This window comes from Mycobacterium sp. M23085 (genome assembly GCF_045343915.1).
GTDB lineage: Bacteria > Actinomycetota > Actinomycetes > Mycobacteriales > Mycobacteriaceae > Mycobacterium.
Genome location: NZ_CP174280.1, coordinates 3,666,127 through 3,691,732, shown reverse-complemented (window position 1 = coordinate 3,691,732; position 25,606 = coordinate 3,666,127). Strand labels below are relative to the sequence as shown.

The window sequence follows — 25,606 nt, the reverse complement described above, 5'->3', positions numbered from 1 at the left end:
CGGCGGCGATCGCCAGCTCCGGCAGAGCCGGGGCGCAGCGGGTCGCCGCCATCGTGCCCGGCGGCGATCGCCAGCTCCGGCAGAGCCGGGGCGCAGCGGGTCGCCGCCATCGTGCCCGGCGGCGATCGCCAGCTCCGGCAGAGCCGGGGCGCAGTCCTCCCGCAAGCGGGAGGTGCCCCCAGGTCGCCGCCGTCCTTCTCAGTTAACGACGGGCAGTTCCCGACTACTCGTAATACCGGGCCTCAATCACATTGCCGTCCGGATCAGCGAAGTAGTACCCCTGCGGCGCCCACCCCCGCGCGCCGAAGCTGCGGTTCAGCCGCGCGCTGGTATTTACGCCTTCGGCCTGCAGCCGCCGGTCCAACGCGTCGTATTCGGCCTTGGGCAGTGCCAGGCAGACATGATTGACCGGGTGCCCGGCGCTGCCCTCGACGCGGGTCAGAGTCTCGGTGGCCGAGACGCTTTCGGCCGGCATCAAGTCGATGATGGAATCCGCGCAGACCCGCACGCTGGGGAACGGCGCGTCGCCTGCCTCGAATTCGTCGAACCGGACGGGCTCGAGCCCGACGACGCGGGTGTAGAAGTCCATCGCGATCGGCGGGTTTTTCGTCCAGAGCACCACATGGTCCAGTCGCATCGAGCCGAGTATTCCCGGCTTTCGACCCATCGGTGCCGCTATTCGGCTAAGCCGGACCGGTCGGGGCCTTCTCAGCCAGCAACCGTTGTGCTTTGGTGGGACGGTGCCCCCGACCGAACGGTTAGTAGAGACCAATGGTGTGCGATTACGGGTGCTCGAAGCGGGCGACCGCGGGGCGCCCGTGGTGCTCCTGGCGCATGGCTTCCCGGAGCTGGCCTACTCCTGGCGCCACCAGATATCCGTCCTCGCCGACGCGGGCTACCACGTGCTGGCGCCCGATCAGCGCGGCTACGGCGGTTCGGATCGTCCGGACGCCGTGGACGACTACGACATTCATCAGTTGACCGCCGACCTGGTCGGCCTGCTCGACGACGTCGGCGCGCCGCGCGCCGTGTGGGTCGGGCACGACTGGGGTGCCGCCGTGGTGTGGAATGCCCCACTGCTGCACCCGGACCGGGTGGCGGCCGTCGCCGCGCTGAGCGTGCCGGTGACGCCACGCCCGCACGTGGCGCCGACGAAGGCGTGGCGCAAGATGTTCGGCGAGAACTTCTTCTACATCCTGTACTTCCAGGAGCCCGGTGTCGCCGACGCCGAATTGAACGCCGATCCCGCCCGGGTGATGCGACGCATGATGGGCAGCCTGCGAACCGACGGCAAGGATGCGCTGGTTCGGATGGCCACCCCCGGGCCGGAAGGTTTTGTCGATCGGTTGCCCGAGCCGGACGGACTGCCGGACTGGATAACCCAGGACGAGCTCGATCACTACATCGCCGAGTTCAGCCGCACCGGCTTCACCGGCGGCCTGAACTGGTATCGCAATTTCGACCGCAACTGGGAGACCACCCCGGAACTGGACGGCGCGAAGATCTCGGTCCCGTGCTTGTTCATCGGCGGGACTGCCGATCCCGTGTTGTCGTTCACCCGCACCGACCGGGCCTCCGACGCGATCTCCGGCCCGTACCAACAGGTGATGATCGACGGCGCCGGACATTGGCTACAGCAGGAGCGACCCGACGAGGTGAATGCGGCCTTACTGGAATTTCTCAACGGATTGGATCTGCGATGAGCGCGCCCCTGCGTTTCGGTGTCTTCGTCACCCCGTTTCATCCCGTCGGCCAATCCCCAACGGTGGCATTGGAATACGACATGGAACGCGTCGTCGCGCTGGACCGGCTCGGATTCGACGAGGCGTGGTTCGGCGAACACCACTCCGGTGGCTATGAGCTGATCGCCTGCCCGGAGGTGTTCATCGCGGCGGCGGCCGAGCGAACCAAACACATCCGGCTGGGCACCGGCGTGGTATCGCTGCCCTACCACCATCCGCTCATGGTGGCCGACCGCTGGGTGCTGCTCGACCACCTGACCCGCGGGCGGGTGATGTTCGGCGCCGGGCCGGGCGCGCTGCCCTCGGACGCCTACATGATGGGCATCGACCCCATCGAGCAGCGCCGGATGATGCAGGAGTCGCTCGAGGCGATCCTGGCGCTGTTTCGCGCCGCGCCCACCGAGCGCATCGACCGGCACTCCGACTGGTTCACCCTGCGAGACGCGCAGTTGCACATCCGGCCCTACACCTGGCCGTATCCCGAAATCTCCACGGCGGCAATGATTTCCCCGTCGGGCCCACGGTTGGCCGGCGCGCTCGGCACCTCGCTACTGTCGCTGTCGATGTCAGTGCCCGGGGGCTACGCGGCGCTGGAAACCACCTGGGACGTGGTTCGCGAACAAGCCGAGAAGGTCGGCCGGGACGAGCCGGACCGCGCCGACTGGCGCGTCCTGAGCATCATGCACATCGCGGACAGCCGTGAACAGGCGATCGACGATTGCACCTACGGGTTGCAGGATTTCGCGAATTACTTTGGCGCCGCCGGATTTGTGCCGCTGGCCAACAGCGTGGAAGGCACCCAGACGCCGCACGAGTTCGTCGCCGACTATGCGGCGAAAGGAAACTGCTGCATCGGCACGCCTGAGGACGCCATCGCCCACATCGAGGACCTGCTCGACCGCTCCGGCGGCTTCGGCACCCTGCTGATGCTCGGCCACGACTGGGCCTCGCCGCAAGCGACGTACCACAGCTACGACCTGATGGCCCGCAAAGTGATTCCACACTTCAAACGACAACTCGAAGCTTCGCGCTCGTCGCATGACTGGGCCAGGGGCAAGCGCGACCAGCTGATCGGCCGGGCCGGCGAGGCCGTCGTCAAGGCCATCAGCGAGCACGTCGACGAGCAGAAAGACGCGGTGCACTGATGCGCGCAGCGGTATTGCGGGACGGCCGCATGGTCTACCGGGACGACGTACCCGACCCGATACCCGAAGCCGGCCAGGTGCTGGTGGGCGTGTGCGCCTGCGGAATCTGCGGCTCCGACCTGCACTTCGCCGCGCACGGCGCGCAGGTGCTGGAGATGAGCGATCGGGTGGCCGGCGGATCTGGCGCCATGCAAGTCGACCTGAACCACGACGTCTTCATGGGTCACGAGTTCAGCGCCGAGATACTTGAAGCCGGGCCGGATACCGAGACCCATCCACCGGGCACTCTGGTCACCTCGTTGCCGGTGCTGTTGTCCGCCAAGGGCGTCGAGCCGATCGTGTACAGCAACCACACCATCGGCGGTTACGCCGAACGGATGCTGTTGTCGGCGCCGCTGTTGCTGCCCGTCCCCAACGGCCTGGACGCCAAACGCGCATCCCTCACCGAGCCCATGGCGGTGGGACTGCACGCGGTCAACAAGTCCAATATCGCGCCCGGAGAGACGGCGCTGGTGCTCGGTTGCGGCCCGATCGGAATCGCCATCGTCGCCAGTCTGCGAGCGAAAGGCGTTGAAACCATTGTGGCGTCTGACTTTTCGCCCAAGCGGCGGGAGCTGGCCACCGCGATGGGAGCCCACCAGGCGCTGGACCCGGCGCAGGGCTCGCCCTTCGACACCGTCAAGCCCGCGGTGGTCTTCGAGGCAGTCGGCGTGCCCGGCGTCATCGACGACGTGCTGCTGCGGGCGCGGCCCGGCACCCGCCTGGTGGTCGCCGGCGTGTGCATGCAACCCGACACCGTGCATCCGTTCTTCGCGATCGCCAAAGAGATCAATGTGCAATTCGTCCTCGCTTACACCCCCAACGAATTCGGCGAGTCGCTGCGGGCGCTGGCCGAAGGCCACATCGACGTCAGCCCGCTGATCACCGGCGAGGTGGGGCTCGACGCGGTCGGTGCGGCATTCGACGACCTGTCCGACCCCGAACGGCACTGCAAGATTCTGATCACGCCCTGAGGTTTGTCGGGTCGGCCCTATCAATGTCAGTGGAGCTCGCTATAATCGAACGTATGTTCGAGTTACCGCCCGAGCCCTCCGCCCTGCTGGGGCTGATCGAGTCGACGCACCGCGAGGAATCGACTCTGGTGGCCCGCCGGCTGGCAGCGGTGGCCGCGTTGCTGCGGCACCGCGTGGCGACCGCTGAACGTCCGGAACGGGAGTACGCGGAAATCGACGGCTTCGAGCAGACCGCCGCCGAGATTGCCGCCGCGATGAACCTCTCCCCCATGGGCGCCAGCTACCTGGTGTCCTATGCGGAGGCGCTCGACGTCAGGCTGCCCAAGATCGCGGCCCTGCTGACAGCGGGCCGAACGGATTGGCGCACAGTGCGATTGATAATCGGTCGCACGGATCTGGTGACCGATGAAAAGCTCATCGCCGAGCTTGACCACTCGCTCGCCGACCGCATCGGCAACTGGCACGGCTGGTCCAGGCAGCGCATCGTCAACGCCGTCGACGCCGCCGTGCGAGCCACCGATCCCGATGCCGCACGCGAGCGTCGCCTCGCCGCCGAGGACGAGCGTTACGTCGCGATCAGCGCCGCGGCCGACGGGATGGCAGAGATTCACGGCTCGGTCGCGGCCGCCGCCGCGATGGCCTTCGACCGACGCTTGTCGCAACTCGCCAAGCAGGTGTGCCCCGCGGACCCGCGAACAATGGATCAGCGACGAGCCGATGCGTTGGCCGCGCTGGCTGACGGTCGTGAATTGAGTTGCGCCTGTGCACAAGGTGAGTGCCCGGCACGCGCTGATGGCCACGATCCCGTCGGTGATCGGGCTGGGGCGCGCGTCGTTATCAACGTCGTGGCCAGCGAACAGACCGTCCATGCCAACGGGACCGAGCCCGGCTATCTGGAAGGCTATGGCGTCATCGATGCCGAGCAGGTGCGCCAATTGGCCACGGCCGCATCGGTGCTCGTGGCAGATCCGGTCACCAGTCCGGTCGATGCTCTGCGGTACCAGCCAACGGCGGCATTGGAACGCGCCGTCCGGTGCCGCGACCTCACCTGTCGCTTCCCCGGATGTAGCCGGCCGGCGGTGCTCTGCGACCTCGACCACACGGTTCCGTTCAACCACCAGAATCCGGCGGCGGGTGGGCGCACCACCGCGGACAACCTCAAATGCCTTTGCCGTCAACATCATCGGCTGAAGACCTTCGGAGGATGGCGAGACGAACAACTCAGCGACGGCGCCGTAGTGTGGACGTCGCCGAGTGGACGGACCTATCGCACCTCGCCCGCCGGCGCGGACCTGTTCCCACAGCCGCACCGCCCGCCATGCGCGGCTCCCGTCCCACAGCGGCGAACCAGGTCACGGCAGCGAAGTGCGCGAATCACCCGAGCCCGCAGCCACAACCGCGAGCAGCGGCCGATCAACGAGGCCCGGACGCGGCTGGAGCAGGCGCGCCAGGAAGAAATCGCATCGCGTAAGTTCCGGAATCACATGCGCGACATGCTTTTCCTGTTCAAGGGCGCACCGAGCACCAGCCCATTCTGCACCTGGGTGAACGATCCTCGAGAACCGGAGGAGTTGCCGGCGGATTGGCGCCCGACGGGTCCGGCCCTGCAGCCCCTGCCGGACGACCCGCCGTTCTAGAACACCCTGCCGCCGGCGCTGATAATCGGGCTGCTGATCGTGATGGCTATCGTGTCAAACGGACTGTCGCGCCTCATCATTCGCATTTGCGATCTGACCGAAGCCGCTGGCGCCGGTCACCACATCGACAACGTTGCGGCGCGCTGGGACGAAATCCGATCCCACCGACGGCGGCCCAGCGGCTAGGGTGCCAGGCATGCCGATCGCAACGACCGTCTCTGAGTTGACCCGCCGATCGATCGCGGCGGCCGCGGCCGGCCTGATGATCGCCGCAATCTCGGCGTGCGATAAGCACAACCCACCGCAGCCCGGGGTCAACCCCCGCCAGGTCACGGTGGTGGGCACCGGGCAGGTGCAAGGCGTGCCGGACACCCTGACCGCCGACGTCGGCATCGAATTCAGTGCACCCGACGTCACCACCGCGATGAACCAGACCAACGATCGTCAACAGGCGGTCGTCGACGCACTGACCAAAGCCGGCATCGACCGCAAGGACATCAGCACCACCGAGGTCACGCTGTCGCCGGAATACAACAACCCGGCACCCAGCGGCACCGCGGCCATCACCGCCTACCGCGCCACCAACGCCATCGCGGTCAAGATCCACCCGACGGATGCGGCGTCGCGCCTGCTGGCCCTCATCGTGGACACCGGCGGTGACGCCACCCGGATCAAATCCGTCCGCTATTCCATCGCCGACGACTCGCAGCTGGTGAAGGACGCCCGGTCGCGCGCATTCAACGACGCCAAGAGCCGCGCCGACCAGTACGCCCAGCTGTCCGGGCTCCGGCTGGGCCGCGTGCTGTCCATCTCCGAGGCCACCGGCACCACCCCGCCTCCGGCCGGGGCGCCGCGGGCCATGCCGTCGATGGTGCCGCTGGAGCCCGGGCAGCAGACGGTGAACTTCTCGGTGACCGCGGTTTGGGAGCTGGACTGAGCCCGACGAGGCGGGACCACGGGCTACTGCTGGTAGACCCTGGGGTCCAGGGTGCCGATGTAGGACAGGTCCCGGTAGCGCTCGTCGTAATCGAGGCCGTAGCCGACGACGAAGTCGTTGGGAATGTCGAAGCCCACGTAGGCGATGTCGACGTGAGCGCCCTGCGCGTCGGGTTTGCGCAGCAGCGTGCACACCCGCAACGAACGCGGATGCCGCGTTTTGAGGTTGCGCAGCAGCCAGGACAGCGTCAGGCCCGAGTCCACGACGTCCTCCACGATCAACACGTCGCGGCCCTCGATATCGCGGTCCAGGTCCTTGAGGATCCGCACCACACCCGACGAGGACGTCGATGACCCGTACGAACTGACGGCCATGAATTCGAACTGGGTGGGCAGCGGGATCGCGCGGGCCAGATCGGTGACGAAGATCACAGCGCCCTTGAGCACGGTGATCAGCAGCAGGTCCTGTCCCGTCTCGGCGGCGGCGTCGCGGTAGTTGTCCCCGATCTCGCGGCCGAGTTCGGCGATTCGCGCCTGAATTTGCGCCGACGTCAGCAGGACAGACTTGATATCCCCCGGGTACAGCTCCGCGGGCTGGGTTGGGGTGATCGCCGAGGAGATCTGGGCCACGCCCACAGAGTGCCACGACGACGGGCGAATAACCAACGGCAGCCCCGATATTGCGGCTAATGGATGGCTTTGCCGACCGGCTCGCGCCACAGCGTCAGCACGCCGTCGCGGCGGCCCGCGAACAATCGTTGATCCGGCACCGATGACCCCACGGCCACCCCGCCCTGCCCGTGCCACCCGGTGACCAGGGCGTCGACCCCGCGAATCTGCTTGTCGGTCAGGTTGGTTGCGCCACCTGCCAACAGCCAGGCGCGGATCACCCGGCGCCGCACCGGGGCAGCCAGCGTCGCCAAAGCCCGCACGTGCAGGCCGGCGTCCGTCGTGGCGTCGGACAGCGCCCGCGCGGCCAGCGCGTCGATCAACTCGGAGTCCTCTCGCAACGCCGTCGCGGTGCGGGCCAGCGCCTCGGCCACACCGCCGCCGAGCACGTCCTCGAGCAGCGGCAGTACCTCGTTGCGCAGCCGGGACCGGGTGAACCGGCGATCATCGTTGTGCGGGTCCTGCCAGGGGGTCAGCCCCAGCTCCCGGCAGGCGGCGTGCGTGACGGCGCGTCGCACCTCCAACAACGGCCGGCACCACGGCGGGTCGTAGGGACGCATCCCGGCAATCGAGCGCACCCCGGACCCGCGGCCCAGCCCCAGCAACACCGTCTCAGCCTGGTCGTCGAGGGTGTGACCCAACAGCACCGGGCCGCTGTGGGAGGCGCTCAGCGCGGCGTAGCGGGCCGCGCGGGCCGCCGCCTCGGGACCACCCTGGTTGCCCACCTGCACCCGGACCACTTGGGCGCCAACGCATCCCAACGAGATGGCCTGCGCCCGGGCGGTGTCGGCGACGGCCGCGGAACCGGGTTGCAGGCCGTGGTCGACGACCACCGCCGTGGTGGGCCGCAGCTGGGCCGCGACCGCGGTGAGCGCCAGGGAATCGGGGCCACCGGACAGCGCCACACACCACTGGTCGACGGTGGCGAGGTGGGTCTTGCCGAACGCCTCGACAGCCGCGCGCAACCGGCCTACAGCACCCTGTCGATCCATCGCCGGGGTTCTTCGATCTCGGTGGGCAGCGGCAGCGTCTCGGGGCCCGTCCAGATGGCGTTGAACCGCGCCATCCCCACCTGGCCGACGACGTGGTCGACGAACGCCTTGCCGCGGGTGTACTGGCTGAGCTTGGCATCAAGCCCGAGCAGTGCGCGCAGCAGACGCTGCAGCGGCGGCTGCTTGCGGTGGCGGCGCTCGTCGAACCGGCGGCGGATGGTGGCCACCGACGGCACCGCCATCGGGCCGACGGCGTCCATGACGTGGTCGGCATGGCCCTCCAGCAGGGTGCCCAGCACCAGCAGCTGGTCGAGCGCCTGCCGCTGCGGTTCGGACTGCACCGCGCGCACCAGCCCGAGGATCCCCGACGAGTTGGCATCGGAAGCCGCGTTCCCGTCGCCCCGGTTGCGGACGTAGTCGGCGAGCCGGCCGATCACCTGCCCCAGATCCTCACCGGCGTCACGGGTCAGCACGCCCAGCGCCTGCGACATGTAGTCGGGCAACCACGGGTTGGCGGTGAACTGCACTCGATGGGTGACCTCGTGCAGGCACACCCACAGCCGGAAGTCGGACGGCTCGATCCGGAGCTGCCGCTCGACGGCGATGACGTTGGGATACACCAGCAGCAGGCAGCCGGTCCTGGACCCGTTGGTGGCGGCGAACGGGTCGTATTGGCCGAGAATCCCCGACGACACGTAGGCCAGGACGGCACCCGTCTGTGCGCCGGTGACCCGACCGGTGAGAAACCCGCGCGGCTTCTCGGCGCCGTTCATCATCACCCGCATCGACTCGGTGGCGGCGGCGATCCAGTCGGGGCGGTCGACGATGCGGGCGGGCGGCACCTGGCCCTTGTCAAAGCCGTCGGTGACCAGGCCGGTGACCTCGCGGACCAACGGTTCGGCTTTGACGGACGCGCCGGCGAGTTCGTCGACCACCTGGCGGCGGGTGTAGTCGCTGGACGGCGGACCCGGCCGGGCCAGCCGCCGGCCGACCGTGGCCGCGAACCGCCAGTCGACGGCGGTACCCAGCGTCAGATCCGGCGCCGGCGTCATGAGCACCCGCAGGACCACAACCGGGTCGCCAGCGCGTCCATCACGTTGCGGCCGTTCGGGCCGGCGTTGTTGGAGATGAACGCGAAGGTGAGCACCCGGCCGCTGCGGTCGGTGAGCACGCCGGCCAGCGCGTTGATGGCGGTCAGCGAGCCGGTTTTGGCCCGCAACCAGCCCGCGGGGCCCTGGGCGGTGGAGGCGTCGGTGAAGCGATCGGCCAACGTGCCGCTGCCGGCGGCGATCGGCAGCAGATCCAGCAACGCCCGCAGCGACGGCTGGTCGGGCCCCGCCGCGGCCTGCAGCACGCCGTCGAGCGTCTTGGCCGTCAGCCGGTCGTCGACCGAGAGCCCACTGGAATCCAGCAGCGCCACGCCCGTGGTGTCGACGTGGGCGGTGGTCAGCCGGTTGGTCACCGCGTCGGCGGCGCCGGCGAAGCTGCGCGGCCGATTGATCGCGGCCGCCACCTCGCGGGCGATGCTTTCGGCCAGCACGTTGTCGGAGTGGTCCATCATCTCGGACAACCGCTGGACCAGCGGCGCCGACTGCACGACCGCCAGCTGCCGAGCGCCCGACGGCGCGTTGGCGATCGTCACGGCGTTCGGGTCCAGACCCAGCGCCTTGGCCAGCTCCCGGCCGGCATCCAGGGCCGGGGTCCGGGACCGCCTCGAGTTGACCGTCGATGGCTGGATGCGGCCGGCATCGATCATCACAGACTCGATCGGCGCGATGTCGCCGTTGTCGACGTCGGCGAGGTCCCAGCCCTGCGCCATCGTCGGCCCGCTGAACGCCGAGGTGTCGACCTGCACCGCGGTCGGCGTCACGCCGCTGCGGCGGATCTGTTCGACGAGGTCGCTGAGCCGCGCCGACCCCCGATACCAGGTGTCCACGCCCGGCGGCGCCGCCGACAGCGCGGGATCGCCCGCACCTACCAACACGACGGGGCCCTGGGCGTTCTGGCTGCCGGCCACCACGCGGGTGCTGATCCGGGCCTGACGATCCAGCGTCAGCAAGGCGGCCGCCGCCGTGAGCACCTTGTTGGTGGACGCCGGCACCAGCGGCATGTCGTCGGCCACCTGCCACAACTCTTTACCGGTGATGGCGTCGGTGACCCGTCCGCCCAGCCGGCCCAGGTTGGGATCGCCGGCCACCGGTGCCAGCATCGCGCTGACTCCCGGTCCGCTGGGTAGCTCGGCGGTGTCGCTCACCGGGACCATCCCCGGCTTCACCGTCGGCGCGTGCGGGGGCGGTATCGGGGCATGCGCGCTGTTGGCGCCGTGCCCGGCCGTGGTGAAGAACGTCGCCGCGACCACGACGGCGGCGACAAACACCAGCACGCCCAACCCGATGAGCACTGGGGTGGATTTTTGCCAGCGAGTACGGGCCATCACTCTCCTGACTGTCTGAACCCATTCTGCCGAATCGGCGCCGATGCGCTCGACTAGGGTGTAGCAGAGCAAAATTGGCCTGCCCGATCAGACACCTTCCCGACCAGACCCTTCCTCAACAGACGCCTGCTTAACAGACAAGGAGCCGACGCGGTGGAATTCGACGTGACCATCGAGATCCAAAAGGGCCAGCGGAACAAGTACGAGGTCGACCACGAGACTGGACGGCTACGTCTGGACCGCTACCTGTACACCGCGATGGCCTACCCGACCGACTACGGCTTCATCGAGGACACCCTCGGCGAAGACGGTGACCCGCTGGACGCGATGGTGTTGCTGCCGCAGTCGGTGTTTCCCGGCGTGATCGTGGAGGCTCGCCCGGTGGGCATGTTCCGGATGACCGACGAGAAGGGCGGCGACGACAAGGTGCTGTGCGTCCCGGCCGGCGACCACCGCTGGGAGCACATCCAGGACATCGGCGACGTTCCGGAATTCGAGCTGGACGTGATCAAGCACTTCTTCGTGCACTACAAGGACCTGGAACCGGGCAAGTTCGTCAAGGCCGCGGACTGGGTTGGCCGCGAGGAGGCCGAGGCGGAGATCCAGCGCTCGATCGAGCGGTTCAAGGCCGAAGGACACTGAACCACCCCGGCGCCCGCTGACGGCGCATTGATGCTGTCGGCGTAACCGCGCCGGCGCCGCGGCGGGATTCTCGGTGGCATCCTGGCGATGTGACCCCGGCGCTGCATTTCGCCGCCAACTTCTGGTGGCTGGTTTTTCCGCTGGGCGGTGTGATCGGCGGCGCACTGCGGGCCATCGGCGCCGCGAACGAGCGGCGAGCCGAGCGCCGGATGGAGCGGTACCGGTTGAAGCAGCAGGCCAAGATCGCGGTGGCCGAGGCGGCCGGGCGCGGGCGGACCAACGAGCAGGCCGACCGGCGCGAACTCGCCAAGCTCGTTGCCGCGCACGACCGTACCGACGCCCGGTGGTTCGACTACGAGGTCGACATCGCGAAGCTGTTGGACTTCCCGCTGATGACCAACATGCGCGACCCGCTCACCATCGCGTTCCACAAGGCGAAGCGGCGCGCCGATTTGCTGCGGCCGGAACCGCCCGACGCTCTGGTGGGCAACCGGGATGCGCTGCTGGACTATCGCGATGCCGTGCACGAGTACCTGAGCGCGTTCGAGATCGCCGAGACCGAGGCGATCCGGCGGCGGCGCAGCGACTTCTCGGCCGACGACCAGCAGCGGCTGGCGCGCGCGGCGAACCTGCTGCACCTGGCCAACGACGACGCGGCGACGCGTGAGGAACGCCAGAACGCCTATGCGCGGGCGACCAAAGAGCTGGACGGCCTGATCGCACTTCCCGCCCCCGCCCGGGCCGCCATCGAACAGCGCATCGCGGGGCAGATCGAGGCCTAGCGGCGATCGCGAGCGCGGCGCAGCCGGGTGAAGCGGGTCGCCGCCATCCAGGCCTAGCGAAGGCCGGTCACGCCCCGGCGCGAGCGACGCGGCGATTGCGCAGGATGCTCCAGCCCAGCGACGCCGCGATGAACACCACGCCGACCGAGGCGGTGACCGCCTCGGGCACCTCGAAGCGCGGCTCGACGGAGGCCAGCATGATGACGGCCAGCGCCCCGATCGCCCAATGTGCGCCGTGTTCCAAGTACACGTACCGGCCCAACGCCTCCTGCCGGACCAAATAGATGGTGATCGACCGGACGAACATCGAGCCGACCAGCCCCAGCCCCAGCGCGATGACGACGGGGTCGGAGGTGATGGCGAACGCGCCGGTGACGCCATCGAAGGAGAAGGCGGCGTCGAGCACTTCGAGGTACCCGAACAAGGCCAGACCGGCCCAACCGGTCGCCGCACCGGGCGCACCGGCGTCGGTGTCGGACGGCCGAAACGCCCGGCTCAATCCGTTGACCACCAGGTAGGTGACCATGCCCAGCAGGCCGGCGGTCAGCACCGTGGCCGCCTCGTCACCCGAGTGCGTCAACCGGGTGCCCACCAGCACCAGCACCACACCGGTGACCACCAGCGACACCTGCCCGAGCCGCCCGATGCGTGCGAAGGGGATTTCAATCCACTTGAGCCACTTGATGTCTCGGTCAAAAAAGACGAAATCCAGGAACAGCATCAAGAGGAAGATTCCACCGAACCCGGCGATCTGCGGGTGGGCGGCGATGACCAGCTTTTCGTAGCTGGGCGACCCGTCGGGAAACTCCAGCGCGCCGTGCGGCGGTGGATGCAGGGCCAGCTCCATCGCGCGCACCGGGTCGAGCCCCGCGGTCGCCCAGACGATGAGCAGCGGGAAGAGCAGTCGCATGCCGAACACCGCGACGAGGATCCCGATGGTCAGGAACATCCGCTGCCAGAAGCGGCTCATCCGTTTCAGGACCGAGGCGTTGATGATGGCGTTGTCGAACGACAACGACACCTCGAGAGCGGCCAGCACCAGCAGCAGGTAAAGACCCTTGAAGCCGCCGTAGGCGTATCCGAGGCCCAGGGCCGCCGCGGTGACCACCAGCGAAATCCCGAAGGTGCGCAAAGCGGACATGGATCCTTCCCCCGACAGCCGCCCACACTAGCGAACCGGATCGTCGCGGCGGGCATTCGCCGCGGGCCGCATAGAATTTTCAAATTGTGGCGATAGATCGGGGTAGTCGGCCGAGCGCGCCGCCGTCCCGATGACCGAGATCAGTGCCTCACAGGGGCCGGTGGCGCGCGGCAGCATGGCCCGGGTCGGCACCGCCACCGCAGTGACGGCGCTGTGCGGTTACGCGGTGATCTATCTGGCCGCTCGTGACCTGGCGCCGAGCGGTTTCTCGATATTCGGGGTGTTCTGGGGGGCTTTCGGACTGGTCACCGGCGCGGCCAACGGGCTGCTGCAGGAAACCACCCGGGAAGTCCGCTCGACTCCGTATATCAGCGACCTGGCCGCGTTACCGGTGCCCGGCGAACCCCGCACCCACCCGATGCGCGTCGCCATGCTGGTCGGGGTGGCCGCCGCCGTCCTGATCGCCGGCAGCTCGCCGCTGTGGAGCGGGCGGGTGTTCGTCGACGCGCGGCTGCTGTCGGTGGCACTGCTGTCCGTCGGGCTGGCCGGGTTCTGCGTGCACGCCACCCTGCTGGGCATGCTGGCCGGCACCAACCAGTGGACCCGCTACGGCGCGTTGATGGTCACCGACGCCGTCATCCGGGTGATGGTGGCCGCGGCCACCGTGGCGCTGGGATGGCGCCTGGTCGGTTTCCTGTGGGCGACGGTGGCGGGCGCGATCGCCTGGCTGATCCTGCTGGTGGCCTCGCCCGCGACCAGGGCCACCGCCCGCCTGCTGACCCCCGGGGGCACCGCGACATTTCTGCGCGGCGCGGCGCATTCGATCACCGCGGCGGGCGCCAGCGCCATCCTGGTGATGGGGTTTCCGGTGCTCTTGAAGCTGACCAGCGCCGAGCTCGGCGCGCAGGGTGGGGTGATCATCCTGGCCGTCACGCTGACCCGCGCGCCGCTGCTGGTGCCGCTGACGGCCATGCAGGGCAACCTGATTGCGCATTTTGTCGACGAGCGCAGCGACCGCCTCCGGGCGCTGCTCGCCCCGGCGGCGATCGTCGGGGCGATCGGCGCGGTAGGGGTGTTGGCCGCGGGCGTGGTGGGCCCGTGGCTGTTGCGGGTCGCCTTCGGGCCGCAGTATCACGCCAGCAGCGCGCTGCTGGCGTGGCTGACCGCGGCCGCGGTGGCGATCGCCATGCTGACGCTGACCGGGGCGGCGACGGTGGCCGCCGCGTTGCACCGCGCCTATTCACTGGGCTGGGTGAGCGCCACGGTCGCCTCGGGACTGCTGCTGTTGCTGCCGTTGTCCCTACAGACCCGCACCGTGGTCGGGTTGCTGTGCGGGCCGGCGGTGGGGATCGGCGTCCATCTGGCGGCGCTGTCCCGCGCCACGCGCTCTACCGGCTGATATGACCTGCACCAGCGTGTACCTTGTGGGCTTAGATGGGTACTGCAACGCATTATTCGGTCGTCTGGGTCGTCATTCCCGCCTTCAACGAAGCCGCTGTCATCGGCGAGGTGGTCGCCGATGTGCGCTCGGTATTCGACCATGTCGTCTGCGTGGACGACGGCAGCACCGACGACACCGGTGAGATCGCCCTGCATGCCGGAGCTCACCTGGTCCGGCATCCGATCAATCTCGGGCAGGGTGCGGCCATCCAGACCGGCGTGGAGTACGCCCGCAGGCAGCCGGGGGCCGAGCTCTTCGCCACGTTCGACGCCGACGGTCAACACCGGGTCAAGGACCTGGCGACCATGGTCGACCGGCTGCGCGCGGGTGACGTCGACGTCGTCATCGGTACCCGGTTCGGCACCCAGCAGGGGGCCCGGCCGCCGTTGGTCAAACGGATCGTGTTGCGGACCGCCGCGCGGCTGAGCCGCCGCGGCCGCCGGCTCGGGCTGACCGACACCAACAACGGGTTGCGGGTGTTCAACAAGAAGGTCGCCGACGGGTTGGACATCACCATGAGCGGCATGAGCCACGCCAACGAGTTCATCACGTTGATCGACGAAAACCATTGGCGCGTCGCTGAAGAACCGATCGAAGTGCTCTACACCGAATACTCGAGGTCGAAGGGGCAGCCCCTGCTCAACGGCGTCAACATCATTTTCGACGGGTTCCTGCGAGGGCGGCTCCCGAGATGAAAAGGGTTGGAAGATGAACTGGATTCAGGTGCTGCTGATCGGATCGATCGTCGCGCTGCTGGTCTACCTGCTGCGCTCGCGCCGCAACGCGCGGTCCCGGGCGTGGGTCAAGGTCGGCTATGTGGTGTTCGTGCTGGCCGGCATCTACGCGGTGCTGCGGCCCGATGACACCACGGTGGTGGCGCACTGGTTCGGGGTGCGCCGCGGCACCGACCTGATGCTCTACGCGTTGATCATGGCGTTCTGCTTCACCACGCTCAGCACCTACATGCGGTTCAAGGACTTGGAGCTGCGCTATGCGCGGCTGGCGCGAGCGGTGGCGTTGGACGCCGCGCAGGTGCCCGAAGCGGGTTAGCCGGCCCGGCTTTGCCGGAAGAATTCCACCGTGCGGGCCACCCCGTCGGATAGCTTAACCTTGGGCTTCCAGCCCAAAACCTTTGCGGCCGCGTCGATGTCGAGGCAGGAGCGCTTGAGGTCGCCGAGCCGCGGCGGCGCGAATTCCGGGTCGTCGGGTCCCCCGACCGCGGCCGCCACCGCCGAATGCAGTTGGCGGTCCGAGGTTTCGATGCCGGTGCCGACGTTGAAGCGCTGCCCGCCGCCGGCGTCCCCGGCCGCCTTGACGAAGGCGTCCACGACGTCGTCGACGTAGACGTAGTCGCGGGTGTTGCTGCCGTCCCCGAAAACCTTGGTGGGCTTACCCGACAGCAGCGCCTGCGCGAAGATCGCCACCACGCCGGCCTCGCCGTGCGGATCCTGGCGGGGGCCATAGACATTCGCCGGGGCGATGTGCGAGCAGTCCAGCCCGTACAGGTGGCGGAAGGTGTTCAGGTAGATCTCGCCCGCCACCTTGCCCGCGGCATACGGCGACGCCGGATCGGCCGGCACGGTCTCGGGAGTGGGGTACCGCGGTGGGGTGCCGTAAATGGATCCGCCCGAGGAGGTGTGCACGATCTTGCGGACCTGCGCCCGGCGGGCCGCCTCGGCCAGGCGCACCGTGCCGATCACGTTGACCGAGGCGTCGAATTGCGGGTCGGCCACCGAGTGCCGCACGTCGATCTGGGCCGCCAAGTGAAACACCACCTCCGGGCGGTGCTCGTCGAGGATGGCCTCCAGGTCGGAGGTCACGATGTCCGCCTCGACGAAGGCGTAAGCCGGGTTGTCGGCCAGATGCTCGAGGTTGGTCGCGCGGCCGGAGGCGAAGTTGTCCAGCCCCACCACCGCATGACCGTCGGCTAACAGACGGTCGACTAGCGTCGAGCCGATGAATCCGGCTGCCCCGGTAACCAGTGCACGCACCGGCCCACCATACATAGCGACCGCGGCCGGCGCGCTCATCGCGGTGCAGCTGGCGGTGCGCGCGGTGCTGGCGTTCGGCGGCTACTTCTACTGGGACGACCTGATCCTCATCGGCAAGGCCGGCACCCACAACCTGCTGGCGCCGTCGTATCTGTTCGACGACCACGACGGGCACGTCATGCCCGGCGCATTTCTGCTCGCCGGCACCATCATCCGGCTGGCGCCGCTGAACTGGACCTGGCCGGCGGTCAGCCTGCTGGCGCTGCAACTGCTGGCGTCGCTGGCGTTGTTGCGCGCGCTGTACGTCATCCTGGGCTGGCGCCCGGTGCTGCTGATCCCGTTCACGTTCGCGTTGTTCACCCCGCTGGCCGTGCCCGGATTCGCGTGGTGGGCTGCGGCGCTGAACTCGCTGCCGATGCTGGCCGCGCTGGCCTGGGTGTGCGCCGACGCGGTCCTGCTGGTACGCACCGGCAAACAGCGGTACGCGGTGACCGGGGTGTTGGTCTACCTCGGCGGGCTGCTGTTCTTCGAGAAGGCGGCGGTGATCCCGTTCGTCGCGTTCGCGGTGGCAGCGCTGCTGTGCCACGTGACCGGCGATCGGAGCCCGAAGTCGGCGCTGGCGACGGTGTGGCGGGCCGGCCTGCGACTGTGGATCGCCGCCCTGGCCCTCACCGCGGCCTGGATCGCGCTGTACCTGGCGGTGGTCAACCAGCGCCGGTGGAGTTCGGACCTGTCGATGACGTGGCGGCTGCTGATGCGCTCGATCACGCACGGCATCGTGCCCGGGCTGGCCGGCGGGCCGTGGCACTGGGACCGGTGGGCGCCGGCCTCCCCCTGGGCGACGCCGCCGCCGTCGGTGATGGCGCTGGGCTGGCTGGTGCTGGCCGCGATCGTGGCGGCGTCGCTGCTGCGCAAGGAGCGCATCGGGCCGGTGTGGCTGATCGCCGTCGGCTACGCCGTGGCCTGCCAGGTGCCGATCTATCTGATGCGGTCGTCGAAGCAGACCGCGCTGGAACTCGCCCAGACGCTGCGCTACCTGCCGGACCTGGTCGTGGTGCTGGCGCTGCTGGCCGCCGTGGCGTTGAGCGCCCCCAACCGGCGGGCCGGACCGCGCTGGCTCGACGCCTCCCCGCGACGCACCGCGGTGGCCGCGACTTTGGCGGTGCTGTTCACGGCCAGCAGCCTGTACTCGACGGCCACGTTCCTGACCCGCTGGCGCGACAACCCCGCCCAGCCCTATCTGCAGAACGCCCGGGCGGCCCTGGCCGCCGCGCACGCCGCCTCGGACGCGCCACTGTTGGATCAGGAGGTCGATCCGTTCGTGCTGCAACGGGTGGCCGCACCGGAGAACTTGGCCAGCCACCTGTTCGCCCTGCTGCGCGATAGGCCCGAATTCGCGCCCGCGACAACGCGATTGCGCATGTTCGACAGCTCGGGCCGGCTGATCAGGGCGCGGGTCACCTGGATCCGGACCATCACGCCCGGCCCGATGCCGCGGTGCGGCTACTTCGCCCAACCGGACAAGCCGGCCCGCATGGTCCTCGACGGCCCACTGCTGCCCGCCGACTGGACCGTCGAATTGAACTACCTGGCCAACAGCGACGGCTCGATGATGTTGAAGATGACGCAGGGCCCCGAGGTCAAGGTGCCGGTGCGTCCCGGACTCAACCGAGTCTTCGCCCGGCTGCCGGGCGCCGGGGACGCGATCACCGTGCGCGCCAACACCACCGCGCTGGCATTGTGCATCGCGTCGGGCCCGGTGGGGTTCGTCGCGCCGGCCTGAAAATGCCTGAAACTGTGGAGCCGCCTGGGGGAATCGAACCCCCGACCTATTCATTACGAGTGAATCGCTCTACCGACTGAGCTAAGGCGGCATACCCGCACGCCGGGCGGCACGAGTCTACGGCAGAAGGGCAGGCACTCCCAAGCCGCCCGCAATCAGTCGCGCAGTTCCTGGCCGATGGTGGCGACCATGGCGTCGACGGCGAACTTGGGCTTGACGTTGATCGCCAGCGCCTCGCGGCACTCGAGCACCGCTTCGATGCAACGCAGCAGCCGCTCGGGCGGCGCGTGGGCGGCCAGCGCCGCGACCCGATCGGCCATATCAGGGTGGTTGGCCCTCACCAACCCGGCGTTGGCGGCGGTCATCAGCGCGTCCCGGAAGTAGGTCGCCAGGTCGATCAGCGCGCGGTCCAGCGCATCACGCGAGGCGCGGGTCTGCCGCGACTTCTGCCGTCGCTCAAGGTCCTTCATCGCCCCCGCCGCACCGCGCATCGCGCCGGCGGTGCCCTTACCGGTGCCGCCGGCGCCCAGGGCCGTGCGCAACTCCTCGGTCTCGGCCTCGGCGCGGTCCGCGGTCAGCACGACGGCCTCGGCTTCAGCCGCGGCGACCAGTTCCTCGGCGGCGGCGTAGGCGCGCGACGGGGTCGCGGCGTCGCGCACCAGTGTCAGCGACCGCTCCCGGCGCACCCGGGCCTCGGGGTCGGTGGCCAGCCGGCGGGCCCGGCCCACGTGGCCACCGCTGACCGACGCCGCCCAGCTCGCCGTGTCGGGAGTCAGGCCGTCGCTGTCGACCAAGACCCGCGCGATCGCCTCGGTCGACGGCGTCACCAGCGCCACGTGCCGGCACCGGGAACGCAGCGTGATGGCGATGTCCTCGGGATCCACCGACGGCGCGCACAGCAGGAACACCGTCGACGGCGGCGGTTCCTCGACCACCTTCAGCAGCGCGTTGGCGGCGCCCTCGGTCAGCCGATCGGCGTCTTCGATCACCACGATCTGCCGGTGACCGGTGGCCGGGCGCCGCGACGCGATCTGCACGATCGCCCGCATCTCGTCGACGCCGATGGACAGGCCTTCCGGAATGACGCGTCGCACGTCGGCGTGGGTACCGGCCATGGTCGTCGTGCAGGCGTGGCAGCGGCCGCAGCCCGGCTCGCCGTCGGACGTGCACTGCAACGCGGCCGCGAAGCACAACGCCGCCACCGAACGTCCCGAGCCGGGCGGGCCGGTGATCAGCCACGCATGTGTCATAGTCCCGGCGCCGGCGCCGCTGTGGCCTGAGTCACCACGCGCGGCTCTGGCGGCGGCCAGCAGCTCGGCCGTCACCGCGTCCTGGCCTACCAGCCGCGTAAACACCCCGGACATCAGCGGTAACAATAGTGGCGGTGCCGACAGATACCGAACGGACACCGTACCGCGACCGTTCCGTTATTTTCGACGCGGCCGGGGCGCCCGGGCGACTTGCCGAGATCCTCATTAAGTTTCCGAGAGGTCACCGGTGACCGATACGGTGGGTTAGTGACAACGGCGGCGGCACTACCGGGGCGGATCAGCGCATTCGTCCGCTGGGTGATGCGCACGCCGTGGCCGCTGTTCTCGCTCAGCATGCTGCAGGCCGACATCATCGGCGCCCTGTTCGTGCTCGGCTTCCTTCGCTACGCGCTGCCGCCCGAGGACCGCATCCAGCTGCAGGACCTTCCGGCGCTGAACCTGGCCATCTTCGCCACCGCACTGGTCGTCGTCTTCCTCACCGGTTTGGCCGTGACACTGCGGCTGCTCTTGCCGGTGTTCCGGTGGCAGCGCCGCGACAACATGCTCGCCGAGGCCGACCCGGCAGCCACCGAACTGGCCCGCAGCCGCGCGCTGCGAATGCCGTTCTACCGCACCTTGATCAGCATCGTGGCCTGGGCCATCGGCAGCGTGGTGTTCATCATCGCCAGCTGGTCGGTGGCCCGCTTCGCTGCGCCCGTGGTGGCGGTGTCCACCGGGCTCGGCGCCGCCGCCACCTCGATCATCGGCTACCTGCAGTCCGAACGGGTGCTGCGGCCGGTGGCGGTGGCCGCCCTACGCAGCGGGGTGCCCGAAAACGTCAAGGCGCCCGGCGTCATCCTGCGGCAGATCCTGACCTGGATGCTGTCCACCGCGGTGCCGGTGCTGGCGATCGTGCTGGCCGTGGTGGCCGACAAGACCTCGCTGCTGCATGCCACGCCGGAGAAGTTGTTCACCCCAATCCTGTTGCTGGCGCTGGCGGCGCTGGGCATCGGGTTGGTCAGCACGCTGCTGGTGGCCATGTCGATCGCCGATCCGCTGCGCCAGCTGCGCTGGGCACTCTCGGAGGTGCAGCGCGGAAACTACAACGCGCACATGCAGATCTACGACGCCAGCGAACTCGGCCTGCTGCAGGCGGGCTTCAACGACATGGTGCGCGACCTGTCCGAGCGGCAGCGGCTGCGTGACCTGTTCGGCCGCTACGTCGGTGAGGACGTCGCCCGCCGGGCGCTGGAGCGCGGCACCGAGCTGGGTGGCCAGGAGCGCGACGTCGCGGTGCTGTTCGTGGACCTGGTCGGCTCCACCCAGCTGGCCTCGACCCGGCCACCGGCCGAAGTCGTCCACCTGCTCAACGAGTTCTTCCGGGTGGTGGTGGAAACCGTTGGCAAGCATGGCGGTTTCGTCAACAAGTTCCAGGGCGACGCCGCACTGGCCATTTTCGGCGCGCCGATCGAACACCCCGACTCGCCCGGCGGAGCGCTGGCCGCGGCCCGCGAATTGCACGACGCGCTGCTGCCGGTGATCGGTTCGGCGGAGTTCGGCATCGGGGTGTCGTCCGGGCGGGCCATCGCCGGCCACATCGGCGCGCAGGCCCGCTTCGAGTACACGGTGATCGGCGACCCGGTCAACGAGGCCGCCCGGCTGACCGAGCTCGCCAAATTGGAGCCCGGCCACGTGCTCGCGTCGGCGATCGCGGTCAGCGGCGCGCTGGACGCCGAGGCCCTGTGCTGGGATGTCGGCGAGGTGGTCGAGCTGCGCGGCCGTCGGGCGCCCACCCAGCTGGCGCGCCCCCTGAACCTGGCCGGAACCACCGACTCCGAGCCCAGTCACGCTCGCGCCGAAGAGATGTCCGGCGAGACCATCGGACCCGGCTACTAACCCCGCTTGGCAGTCTTTTTGGCGGCGGCCTTCTTGGCCGGCGCCTTGCGGGTGGCCTTCTTGGCGGGACGCTTCGCCGGGCCGCGAGCCCGGCGATCGGCCAGCAGCTCGGCGGCCCGCTCGTCGGTGATCGACGCCACGTCATCGCCCTTGCGCAGGCTGGCATTCGTCTCGCCGTCGGTGACGTACGGACCGAACCGGCCGTCCTTGATCACCATCGGCTTGCCCGTCGCCGGATCGTTGCCCAGCTCGCGCAGCGGCGGCGCGGCGGCGCCCTGCCTGCCGCGGCGTTTGGGCTCGGCGTAGATCTTCAGCGCTTCCTCGAGTGTGATGTCGAACATCTGCTCCTCGGACGCCAGCGAACGAGAATCGGTGCCGCGCTTGAGGTATGGGCCGTAGCGGCCGTTCTGCGCCGTGATCTCCTCACCGGTGGCCGGGTCGACACCGACCACCCGCGGCAACGAGAGCAGCCGCAGCGCATCCTCGAGCGTGACGGTCTGCAAGTCCATGCTGCGCAGCAGCGAACCGGTGCGAGGCTTGGGACCGGTGGGCTTCTTGCCCTTCTTCGCGGGCGCGCCGCTGCCGTCATCGTCGGGTGGCGGCTCCGGCAGGATCTCGGAAACGTATGGCCCGTAACGGCCGTCCTTGGCGACGATCTCGTGGCCCGTCTCCGGGTCCACCCCCAGCACCCGGCCCTCCTGCGGCGTGGCGAACAGCTGCTCGGCCACCTCCAGCGTCAGCTCGTCGGGGGTCAGCGAGTCGTTGAGGTTGGCCCGCTGCGGCTTGGGCTCGCCGTCATCGCCGGTCACCATGCGTTCCAGGTAGGGCCCGTTCTTGCCCACCCGGACGTAGACCGGCCGGCCCTGCTCGTCGTCAAAGAGCCTGATGGAGTTGACTTCTCGGGCGTCGATGCCCTCCAGGTTGACGCCGACGAGTTTCTTCAGGCCACCCGAGCGGGCCACCGAGTCGGCCACCCCGTGCTCGCCGCCGAAGTAGAAGTTGTTCAGCCAGTCGGTGCGTCGTTCCTGCCCCGAGGCGATCGCGTCGAGCTCGTCTTCCATTGCGGCGGTGAAGTCGTAGTCGACGAGGCGGCCGAAATGCTGTTCCAGCAAACCGGTTACGGCAAACGCCACCCACGAGGGCACCAGCGCGCTGCCCTTCTTGTGCACGTAGCCGCGGTCCTGAATGGTCTTGATGATCGACGAATACGTCGACGGCCGGCCGATGCCCAGCTCTTCGAGCGCCTTGACCAGCGACGCCTCGGTGTAGCGCGCCGGAGGGTTGGTGGCGTGGCCATCGGGGGTGAGTTCGACGGCGTCCAGCCGCTGACCCTGGGTCAACTGCGGCAGCCGGCTCTCGGCGTCGTCCGCCTCCCCGCCGGCCAGTTCGTCCACCGTCTCCACGTAGGCCTTCAAGAAGCCCGCGAAGGTGATGGTGCGTCCGCTGGCCGAGAAGACGACCTCACGTCCGCCCGATTGGCCGTTGATGCGCAGGCTCAGCGTGGTGCCGCGGGCGTCGGCCATCTGCGAGGCCACCGTGCGCTGCCAGATCAGCTCGTAGATGCGGAATTCGTCGCCGTCGAGTTCGCGGCGCACCGCATCCGGCGTCGCGAACGTCTCACCCGCGGGGCGGATCGCCTCGTGGGCCTCCTGGGCGTTTTTGACCTTGCGGGTGTACTGGCGCGGCGACGGCGACACGTATTCGGCGCCGTAGAGCTGGCGGGCCTGGGTGCGGGCGGCGTTGATCGCCGACTCCGACAGCGTGGTGGAGTCGGTACGCATATAGGTGATGTAGCCGTTTTCGTAGAGCCGCTGGGCGATGCTCATCGTGCGCTCGGAAGAGAACCGCAACTTGCGGCCGGCCTCCTGCTGCAGCGTCGAGGTCATGAACGGCGCGTAGGGGCGGCGGGTGTAGGGCTTTTCCTCCACCGACGCGACGTTGAGCTGGGCGCCGCGCAGACCGGCGGCCAGCTGCGTCGCGCTCGCCTCGTCGAGAACGATCACCTCGTCGGCCTTGCGCAGCTGACCGAGCGAGTCGAAGTCACGGCCGGCGGCCACCCGCTGTCCGTCGACGCCGGTCAGGCGGGCGGTGAAGGTGGGCGGCGAGGCCTGTGGATCGGACACGCTCGCGTCGAGCTGGGCCACGATGTCCCAGTAGGACGCGCTGCGAAACGCCATGCGGTCGCGTTCGCGCTGCACGATGATCCGGGTGGCCACGGACTGGACCCGGCCCGCCGACAGCTTGGGCGCGACCTTCTTCCATAGCACCGGGCTGACCTCGTAGCCGTACAGCCGGTCCAGGATGCGCCGGGTTTCCTGCGCGTCGACCAGGTCGATGTCCAGGTCGCGGGGGTGTTCGGCGGCCTCCAAAATCGCCGGTTCGGTGATCTCGTGGAACACCATCCTCTTGACCGGAATGTTCGGCTTGAGGGTTTCCAGCAGATGCCAGGCGATGGCCTCGCCCTCGCGGTCACCATCCGTGGCCAGATAGAGCTCGTCGACTTCCTTGAGCAGACCCTTGAGTTCGGTGACCGTGCTCTTCTTCTCGGGGCTGATGATGTACAGCGGTTCGAAGTCCGCGTCGACGTTGACCCCGAGGCGGGCCCAGGGCTCCGACTTGAACTTCGCCGGCACGTCGGCGGCGGCCCGGGGCAGGTCGCGGATGTGACCGCGCGACGATTCGACGATGTACCGCGAGCCCAGGTAGCCGGCCAGCTTGCGCGCCTTGGTGGGCGACTCGACTATCACGAGTCGCCGGCGGGTGCCATTCCCGCTGCCGGTGTCTTTTAGTTTCGGGTCAGCCAACTGCCCTTACGCTCCATCCCTGATTGGTCCCCCCTGCGAGACCACCTGCAGGAAGAATGACAGGTCGGCATCGAAAATTCCGGTGAAATCCAGCTACGCGGCCGTTCCTTCGCCCTGCGGCACCTGACAATTTCGCACCCTTGGGCGGGCCTGCGCAAACTGACATCCGCGAAAAGGACGCAAACTCGGGCGTGATGTCCAGGCTAGACGCGCGGCCAGCGGGATAACGCCTCGGCGCCGTCCGGCGGTTCCCCGATGTTCTCTACCAGGCGCGATAGCCGACGGCGGCCGCTGATCCGCAGCGCCGGCCGGCCACCGCGGGTACCGATCAGGGTTGGCGCGATCCCCACGCGCATCAAAGCCGACGCCAGCGGCGAGTGGGTGTCCGGCGCGTGCGGATCCAGCGCCAGCAGGTAATGCTCGCCCTCGGGGTTTCCCGCCGCCAGCGTCCACGCCCGCAGCTCGCGCGGGCCGGGCAGCCAGCGCGGCGGCACCGTCTTGACCGCACCGCGCGTCCATTCGGCGGCCAGTGTGCTCAGTGAGGGGTCCACCGCCGTACGCACCAACGGGGTGTCCTCGTCGGTCCGGCCGATCTCGGCCTCCAAGCCCGCCTCCCGGATCATCTCGGCCAGCGCCGAGGCGCGCCACGACTGATCCACCACTACCGAGAGCCGGGCACCCGCAACGTGGCTTTCGCCGGTGGCACCGACGGTGACGATCTGCCCGGACGCAGCCAGCACCCCGGAAAGGTCGGCGACCGCGGGCGGCACCGACTCCGCTGTAAAGAAGGAAAGCTGGCTCACGCCACCGACAGTAGGCCAGGGGGGCCATCCGCGTCTTGAGGCAACCGGCGCGGCGCCCCGCGACGACGCGCGCGCCTACCTGGTCGCGGCGGTAAAAGAGGAAACCCCCCGGCTGGGACCCGTCGGGCGGGTCTGCACGGGGGGTTATCCGTTCAGGTCTGCTCTGTCTTAGACGGAGCGGACTCCGGTGGCCTGGGGGCCCTTAGGGCTGTGGCCGATCTCAAACTCGACCTTCTGGTTCTCTTCGAGGGTGCGGAAGCCCGAACCCTGGATCTCCGTGTAGTGGACAAACACGTCTGCGGAACCGTCTTCGGGGGCGATGAACCCGAAGCCCTTCTCCGCGTTGAACCACTTCACAGTTCCCTGTGGCATCTCTCGATCTTTCCTTTTCTTCTGGGTGCGAGGCATCGCCTTTCGATGCCCCGGGCCTGGTACGACCGCCATACCTCGCTGAGTCGCCGGAACTTCACCCGACCGATTAACCTCGCAGGAACCGCGGCCGCAA

Annotated in this window: 23 protein-coding genes and 1 tRNA gene; 12 read left to right on the top strand and 12 right to left on the bottom strand. The window is 68.9% G+C overall.

All coding sequences use genetic code 11. The features are described 5' to 3' along the window. Positions 1–223: 223 nt before the first annotated feature. Positions 224–637 (bottom strand): VOC family protein, encoded by a 414-nt coding sequence (locus ACIUM1_RS17170; RefSeq protein ID WP_406817723.1) that lies wholly within the window; start codon positions 635–637, stop codon positions 224–226. A 103-nt stretch (positions 638–740) separates the two neighbouring features. Here ACIUM1_RS17170 and ACIUM1_RS17165 point away from each other — a divergent pair, with 103 nt between their 5' ends. The 5 genes from ACIUM1_RS17165 to ACIUM1_RS17145 all read left to right on the top strand — a co-directional run bounded on the left by ACIUM1_RS17165 (position 741) and on the right by ACIUM1_RS17145 (position 6,474). Continuing rightward, entirely contained in the window at positions 741–1,703 is a 963-nt protein-coding gene (locus ACIUM1_RS17165) for an alpha/beta fold hydrolase (protein WP_406813827.1), read from the top strand. Beyond that, the gene (locus ACIUM1_RS17160) at positions 1,700–2,887 is read left to right on the top strand and encodes an LLM class flavin-dependent oxidoreductase (RefSeq protein WP_406813826.1); all 1,188 of its coding nucleotides are present in this window, start codon (positions 1,700–1,702) and stop codon (positions 2,885–2,887) included. The genes ACIUM1_RS17165 and ACIUM1_RS17160 overlap by 4 nt, the downstream gene beginning before the upstream one ends. Then, positions 2,887–3,900: a zinc-binding dehydrogenase gene (locus ACIUM1_RS17155; protein ID WP_406813825.1), complete on the top strand. Its 1,014-nt coding sequence runs from the start codon at positions 2,887–2,889 to the stop codon at positions 3,898–3,900. The genes ACIUM1_RS17160 and ACIUM1_RS17155 overlap by 1 nt, the downstream gene beginning before the upstream one ends. 53 nt (positions 3,901–3,953) lie before the next feature. After that, entirely contained in the window at positions 3,954–5,537 is a 1,584-nt protein-coding gene (locus ACIUM1_RS17150; protein WP_406813824.1) for a DUF222 domain-containing protein, read from the top strand. A gap of 196 nt (positions 5,538–5,733) precedes the next feature. Then, positions 5,734–6,474 carry an SIMPL domain-containing protein gene (locus ACIUM1_RS17145; protein ID WP_406813823.1) on the top strand — a complete coding sequence of 247 codons (741 nt, stop codon included), beginning with the start codon at positions 5,734–5,736 and terminating at the stop codon, positions 6,472–6,474. A 23-nt stretch (positions 6,475–6,497) separates the two neighbouring features. Here the strand turns inward: ACIUM1_RS17145 and hpt are convergent, their stop codons facing one another. From hpt to dacB, 4 genes are read right to left on the bottom strand one after another with little or no spacing between them, the layout of a single operon-like run. Then, positions 6,498–7,109: a hypoxanthine phosphoribosyltransferase gene (gene hpt, locus ACIUM1_RS17140; protein ID WP_406813822.1), complete on the bottom strand. Its 612-nt coding sequence runs from the start codon at positions 7,107–7,109 to the stop codon at positions 6,498–6,500. A 50-nt stretch (positions 7,110–7,159) separates the two neighbouring features. Continuing rightward, on the bottom strand, positions 7,160–8,134 hold the full coding sequence (gene tilS / locus ACIUM1_RS17135) for a tRNA lysidine(34) synthetase TilS (RefSeq protein ID WP_406813821.1): 975 nt from the start codon (positions 8,132–8,134) through the stop codon (positions 7,160–7,162). Further along, positions 8,113–9,186, bottom strand: coding sequence for a zinc-dependent metalloprotease (locus tag ACIUM1_RS17130; protein ID WP_406817722.1), 1,074 nt, complete (start codon positions 9,184–9,186; stop codon positions 8,113–8,115). The genes tilS and ACIUM1_RS17130 overlap by 22 nt, the downstream gene beginning before the upstream one ends. After that, complete coding sequence (gene dacB / locus ACIUM1_RS17125; protein WP_406813820.1) at positions 9,183–10,568, bottom strand: D-alanyl-D-alanine carboxypeptidase/D-alanyl-D-alanine-endopeptidase; 1,386 nt, start codon at positions 10,566–10,568, stop codon at positions 9,183–9,185. The genes ACIUM1_RS17130 and dacB overlap by 4 nt, the downstream gene beginning before the upstream one ends. Positions 10,569–10,721: 153 nt before the next feature. Between dacB and ACIUM1_RS17120 the strand changes: the two genes are divergently transcribed. Together ACIUM1_RS17120 and ACIUM1_RS17115 are read left to right on the top strand one after the other, a co-directional pair. Beyond that, positions 10,722–11,210 (top strand): inorganic diphosphatase, encoded by a 489-nt coding sequence (locus ACIUM1_RS17120; RefSeq protein WP_065030725.1) that lies wholly within the window; start codon positions 10,722–10,724, stop codon positions 11,208–11,210. Between the two features lie 89 nt (positions 11,211–11,299). After that, positions 11,300–11,992: a hypothetical protein gene (locus ACIUM1_RS17115; RefSeq protein WP_406813819.1), complete on the top strand. Its 693-nt coding sequence runs from the start codon at positions 11,300–11,302 to the stop codon at positions 11,990–11,992. Between the two features lie 67 nt (positions 11,993–12,059). Here ACIUM1_RS17115 and ACIUM1_RS17110 read toward each other — a convergent pair whose 3' ends face one another. Further along, positions 12,060–13,133, bottom strand: a complete 1,074-nt coding sequence (locus ACIUM1_RS17110) for a DUF475 domain-containing protein (RefSeq protein ID WP_406813818.1) — start codon at positions 13,131–13,133, stop codon at positions 12,060–12,062. 130 nt (positions 13,134–13,263) lie between these two features. Here ACIUM1_RS17110 and ACIUM1_RS17105 point away from each other — a divergent pair, with 130 nt between their 5' ends. Genes ACIUM1_RS17105 through ACIUM1_RS17095 form a run of 3 tightly spaced genes read left to right on the top strand, consistent with a single transcriptional unit; the run spans position 13,264 to position 15,624 of the window. Beyond that, positions 13,264–14,532 (top strand): hypothetical protein, encoded by a 1,269-nt coding sequence (locus ACIUM1_RS17105; protein ID WP_406813817.1) that lies wholly within the window; start codon positions 13,264–13,266, stop codon positions 14,530–14,532. Between the two features lie 35 nt (positions 14,533–14,567). Further along, a complete protein-coding gene (locus ACIUM1_RS17100) occupies positions 14,568–15,269 on the top strand; it encodes a glycosyltransferase family 2 protein (protein ID WP_406813816.1) in 702 nt (233 codons plus the stop codon). Positions 15,270–15,282: 13 nt separating this feature from the next. Further along, positions 15,283–15,624 (top strand): DUF2304 domain-containing protein, encoded by a 342-nt coding sequence (locus ACIUM1_RS17095; RefSeq protein WP_406813815.1) that lies wholly within the window; start codon positions 15,283–15,285, stop codon positions 15,622–15,624. Here the strand turns inward: ACIUM1_RS17095 and ACIUM1_RS17090 are convergent. Then, positions 15,621–16,565, bottom strand: coding sequence for an NAD-dependent epimerase/dehydratase family protein (locus ACIUM1_RS17090; protein ID WP_406813814.1), 945 nt, complete (start codon positions 16,563–16,565; stop codon positions 15,621–15,623). The genes ACIUM1_RS17095 and ACIUM1_RS17090 overlap by 4 nt on opposite strands. Between ACIUM1_RS17090 and ACIUM1_RS17085 the strand changes: the two genes are divergently transcribed. Next, positions 16,531–18,348 (top strand): hypothetical protein, encoded by a 1,818-nt coding sequence (locus ACIUM1_RS17085; RefSeq protein ID WP_406813813.1) that lies wholly within the window; start codon positions 16,531–16,533, stop codon positions 18,346–18,348. The two genes, ACIUM1_RS17090 and ACIUM1_RS17085, sit on opposite strands and share 35 nt — an antisense overlap. Before the next feature lie 15 nt (positions 18,349–18,363). On the opposite strand, the gene ACIUM1_RS17080 is transcribed toward ACIUM1_RS17085, so the two are convergent. Together ACIUM1_RS17080 and ACIUM1_RS17075 are read right to left on the bottom strand one after the other, a co-directional pair. Then, positions 18,364–18,439: transfer RNA gene (locus tag ACIUM1_RS17080), tRNA-Thr, on the bottom strand. Positions 18,440–18,503: 64 nt separating this feature from the next. Next, entirely contained in the window at positions 18,504–19,712 is a 1,209-nt protein-coding gene (locus ACIUM1_RS17075; RefSeq protein ID WP_406813812.1) for a DNA polymerase III subunit delta', read from the bottom strand. Between the two features lie 153 nt (positions 19,713–19,865). On the opposite strand from ACIUM1_RS17075, the gene ACIUM1_RS17070 reads away from it, so the two are divergent. Beyond that, the gene (locus tag ACIUM1_RS17070; protein WP_406813811.1) at positions 19,866–21,494 is read left to right on the top strand and encodes an adenylate/guanylate cyclase domain-containing protein; all 1,629 of its coding nucleotides are present in this window, start codon (positions 19,866–19,868) and stop codon (positions 21,492–21,494) included. Here the strand turns inward: ACIUM1_RS17070 and topA are convergent. The 3 genes from topA to cspA form a co-directional block, all read right to left on the bottom strand. Continuing rightward, a complete protein-coding gene (gene topA, locus ACIUM1_RS17065; protein ID WP_406813810.1) occupies positions 21,491–24,298 on the bottom strand; it encodes a type I DNA topoisomerase in 2,808 nt (935 codons plus the stop codon). The two genes, ACIUM1_RS17070 and topA, sit on opposite strands and share 4 nt — an antisense overlap. Before the next feature lie 203 nt (positions 24,299–24,501). Further along, positions 24,502–25,101, bottom strand: a complete 600-nt coding sequence (locus ACIUM1_RS17060; protein ID WP_406813809.1) for a hypothetical protein — start codon at positions 25,099–25,101, stop codon at positions 24,502–24,504. Positions 25,102–25,269: 168 nt separating this feature from the next. Beyond that, positions 25,270–25,473: a cold shock protein CspA gene (cspA, locus tag ACIUM1_RS17055; RefSeq protein WP_007166602.1), complete on the bottom strand. Its 204-nt coding sequence runs from the start codon at positions 25,471–25,473 to the stop codon at positions 25,270–25,272. Positions 25,474–25,606: the final 133 nt, after the last annotated feature.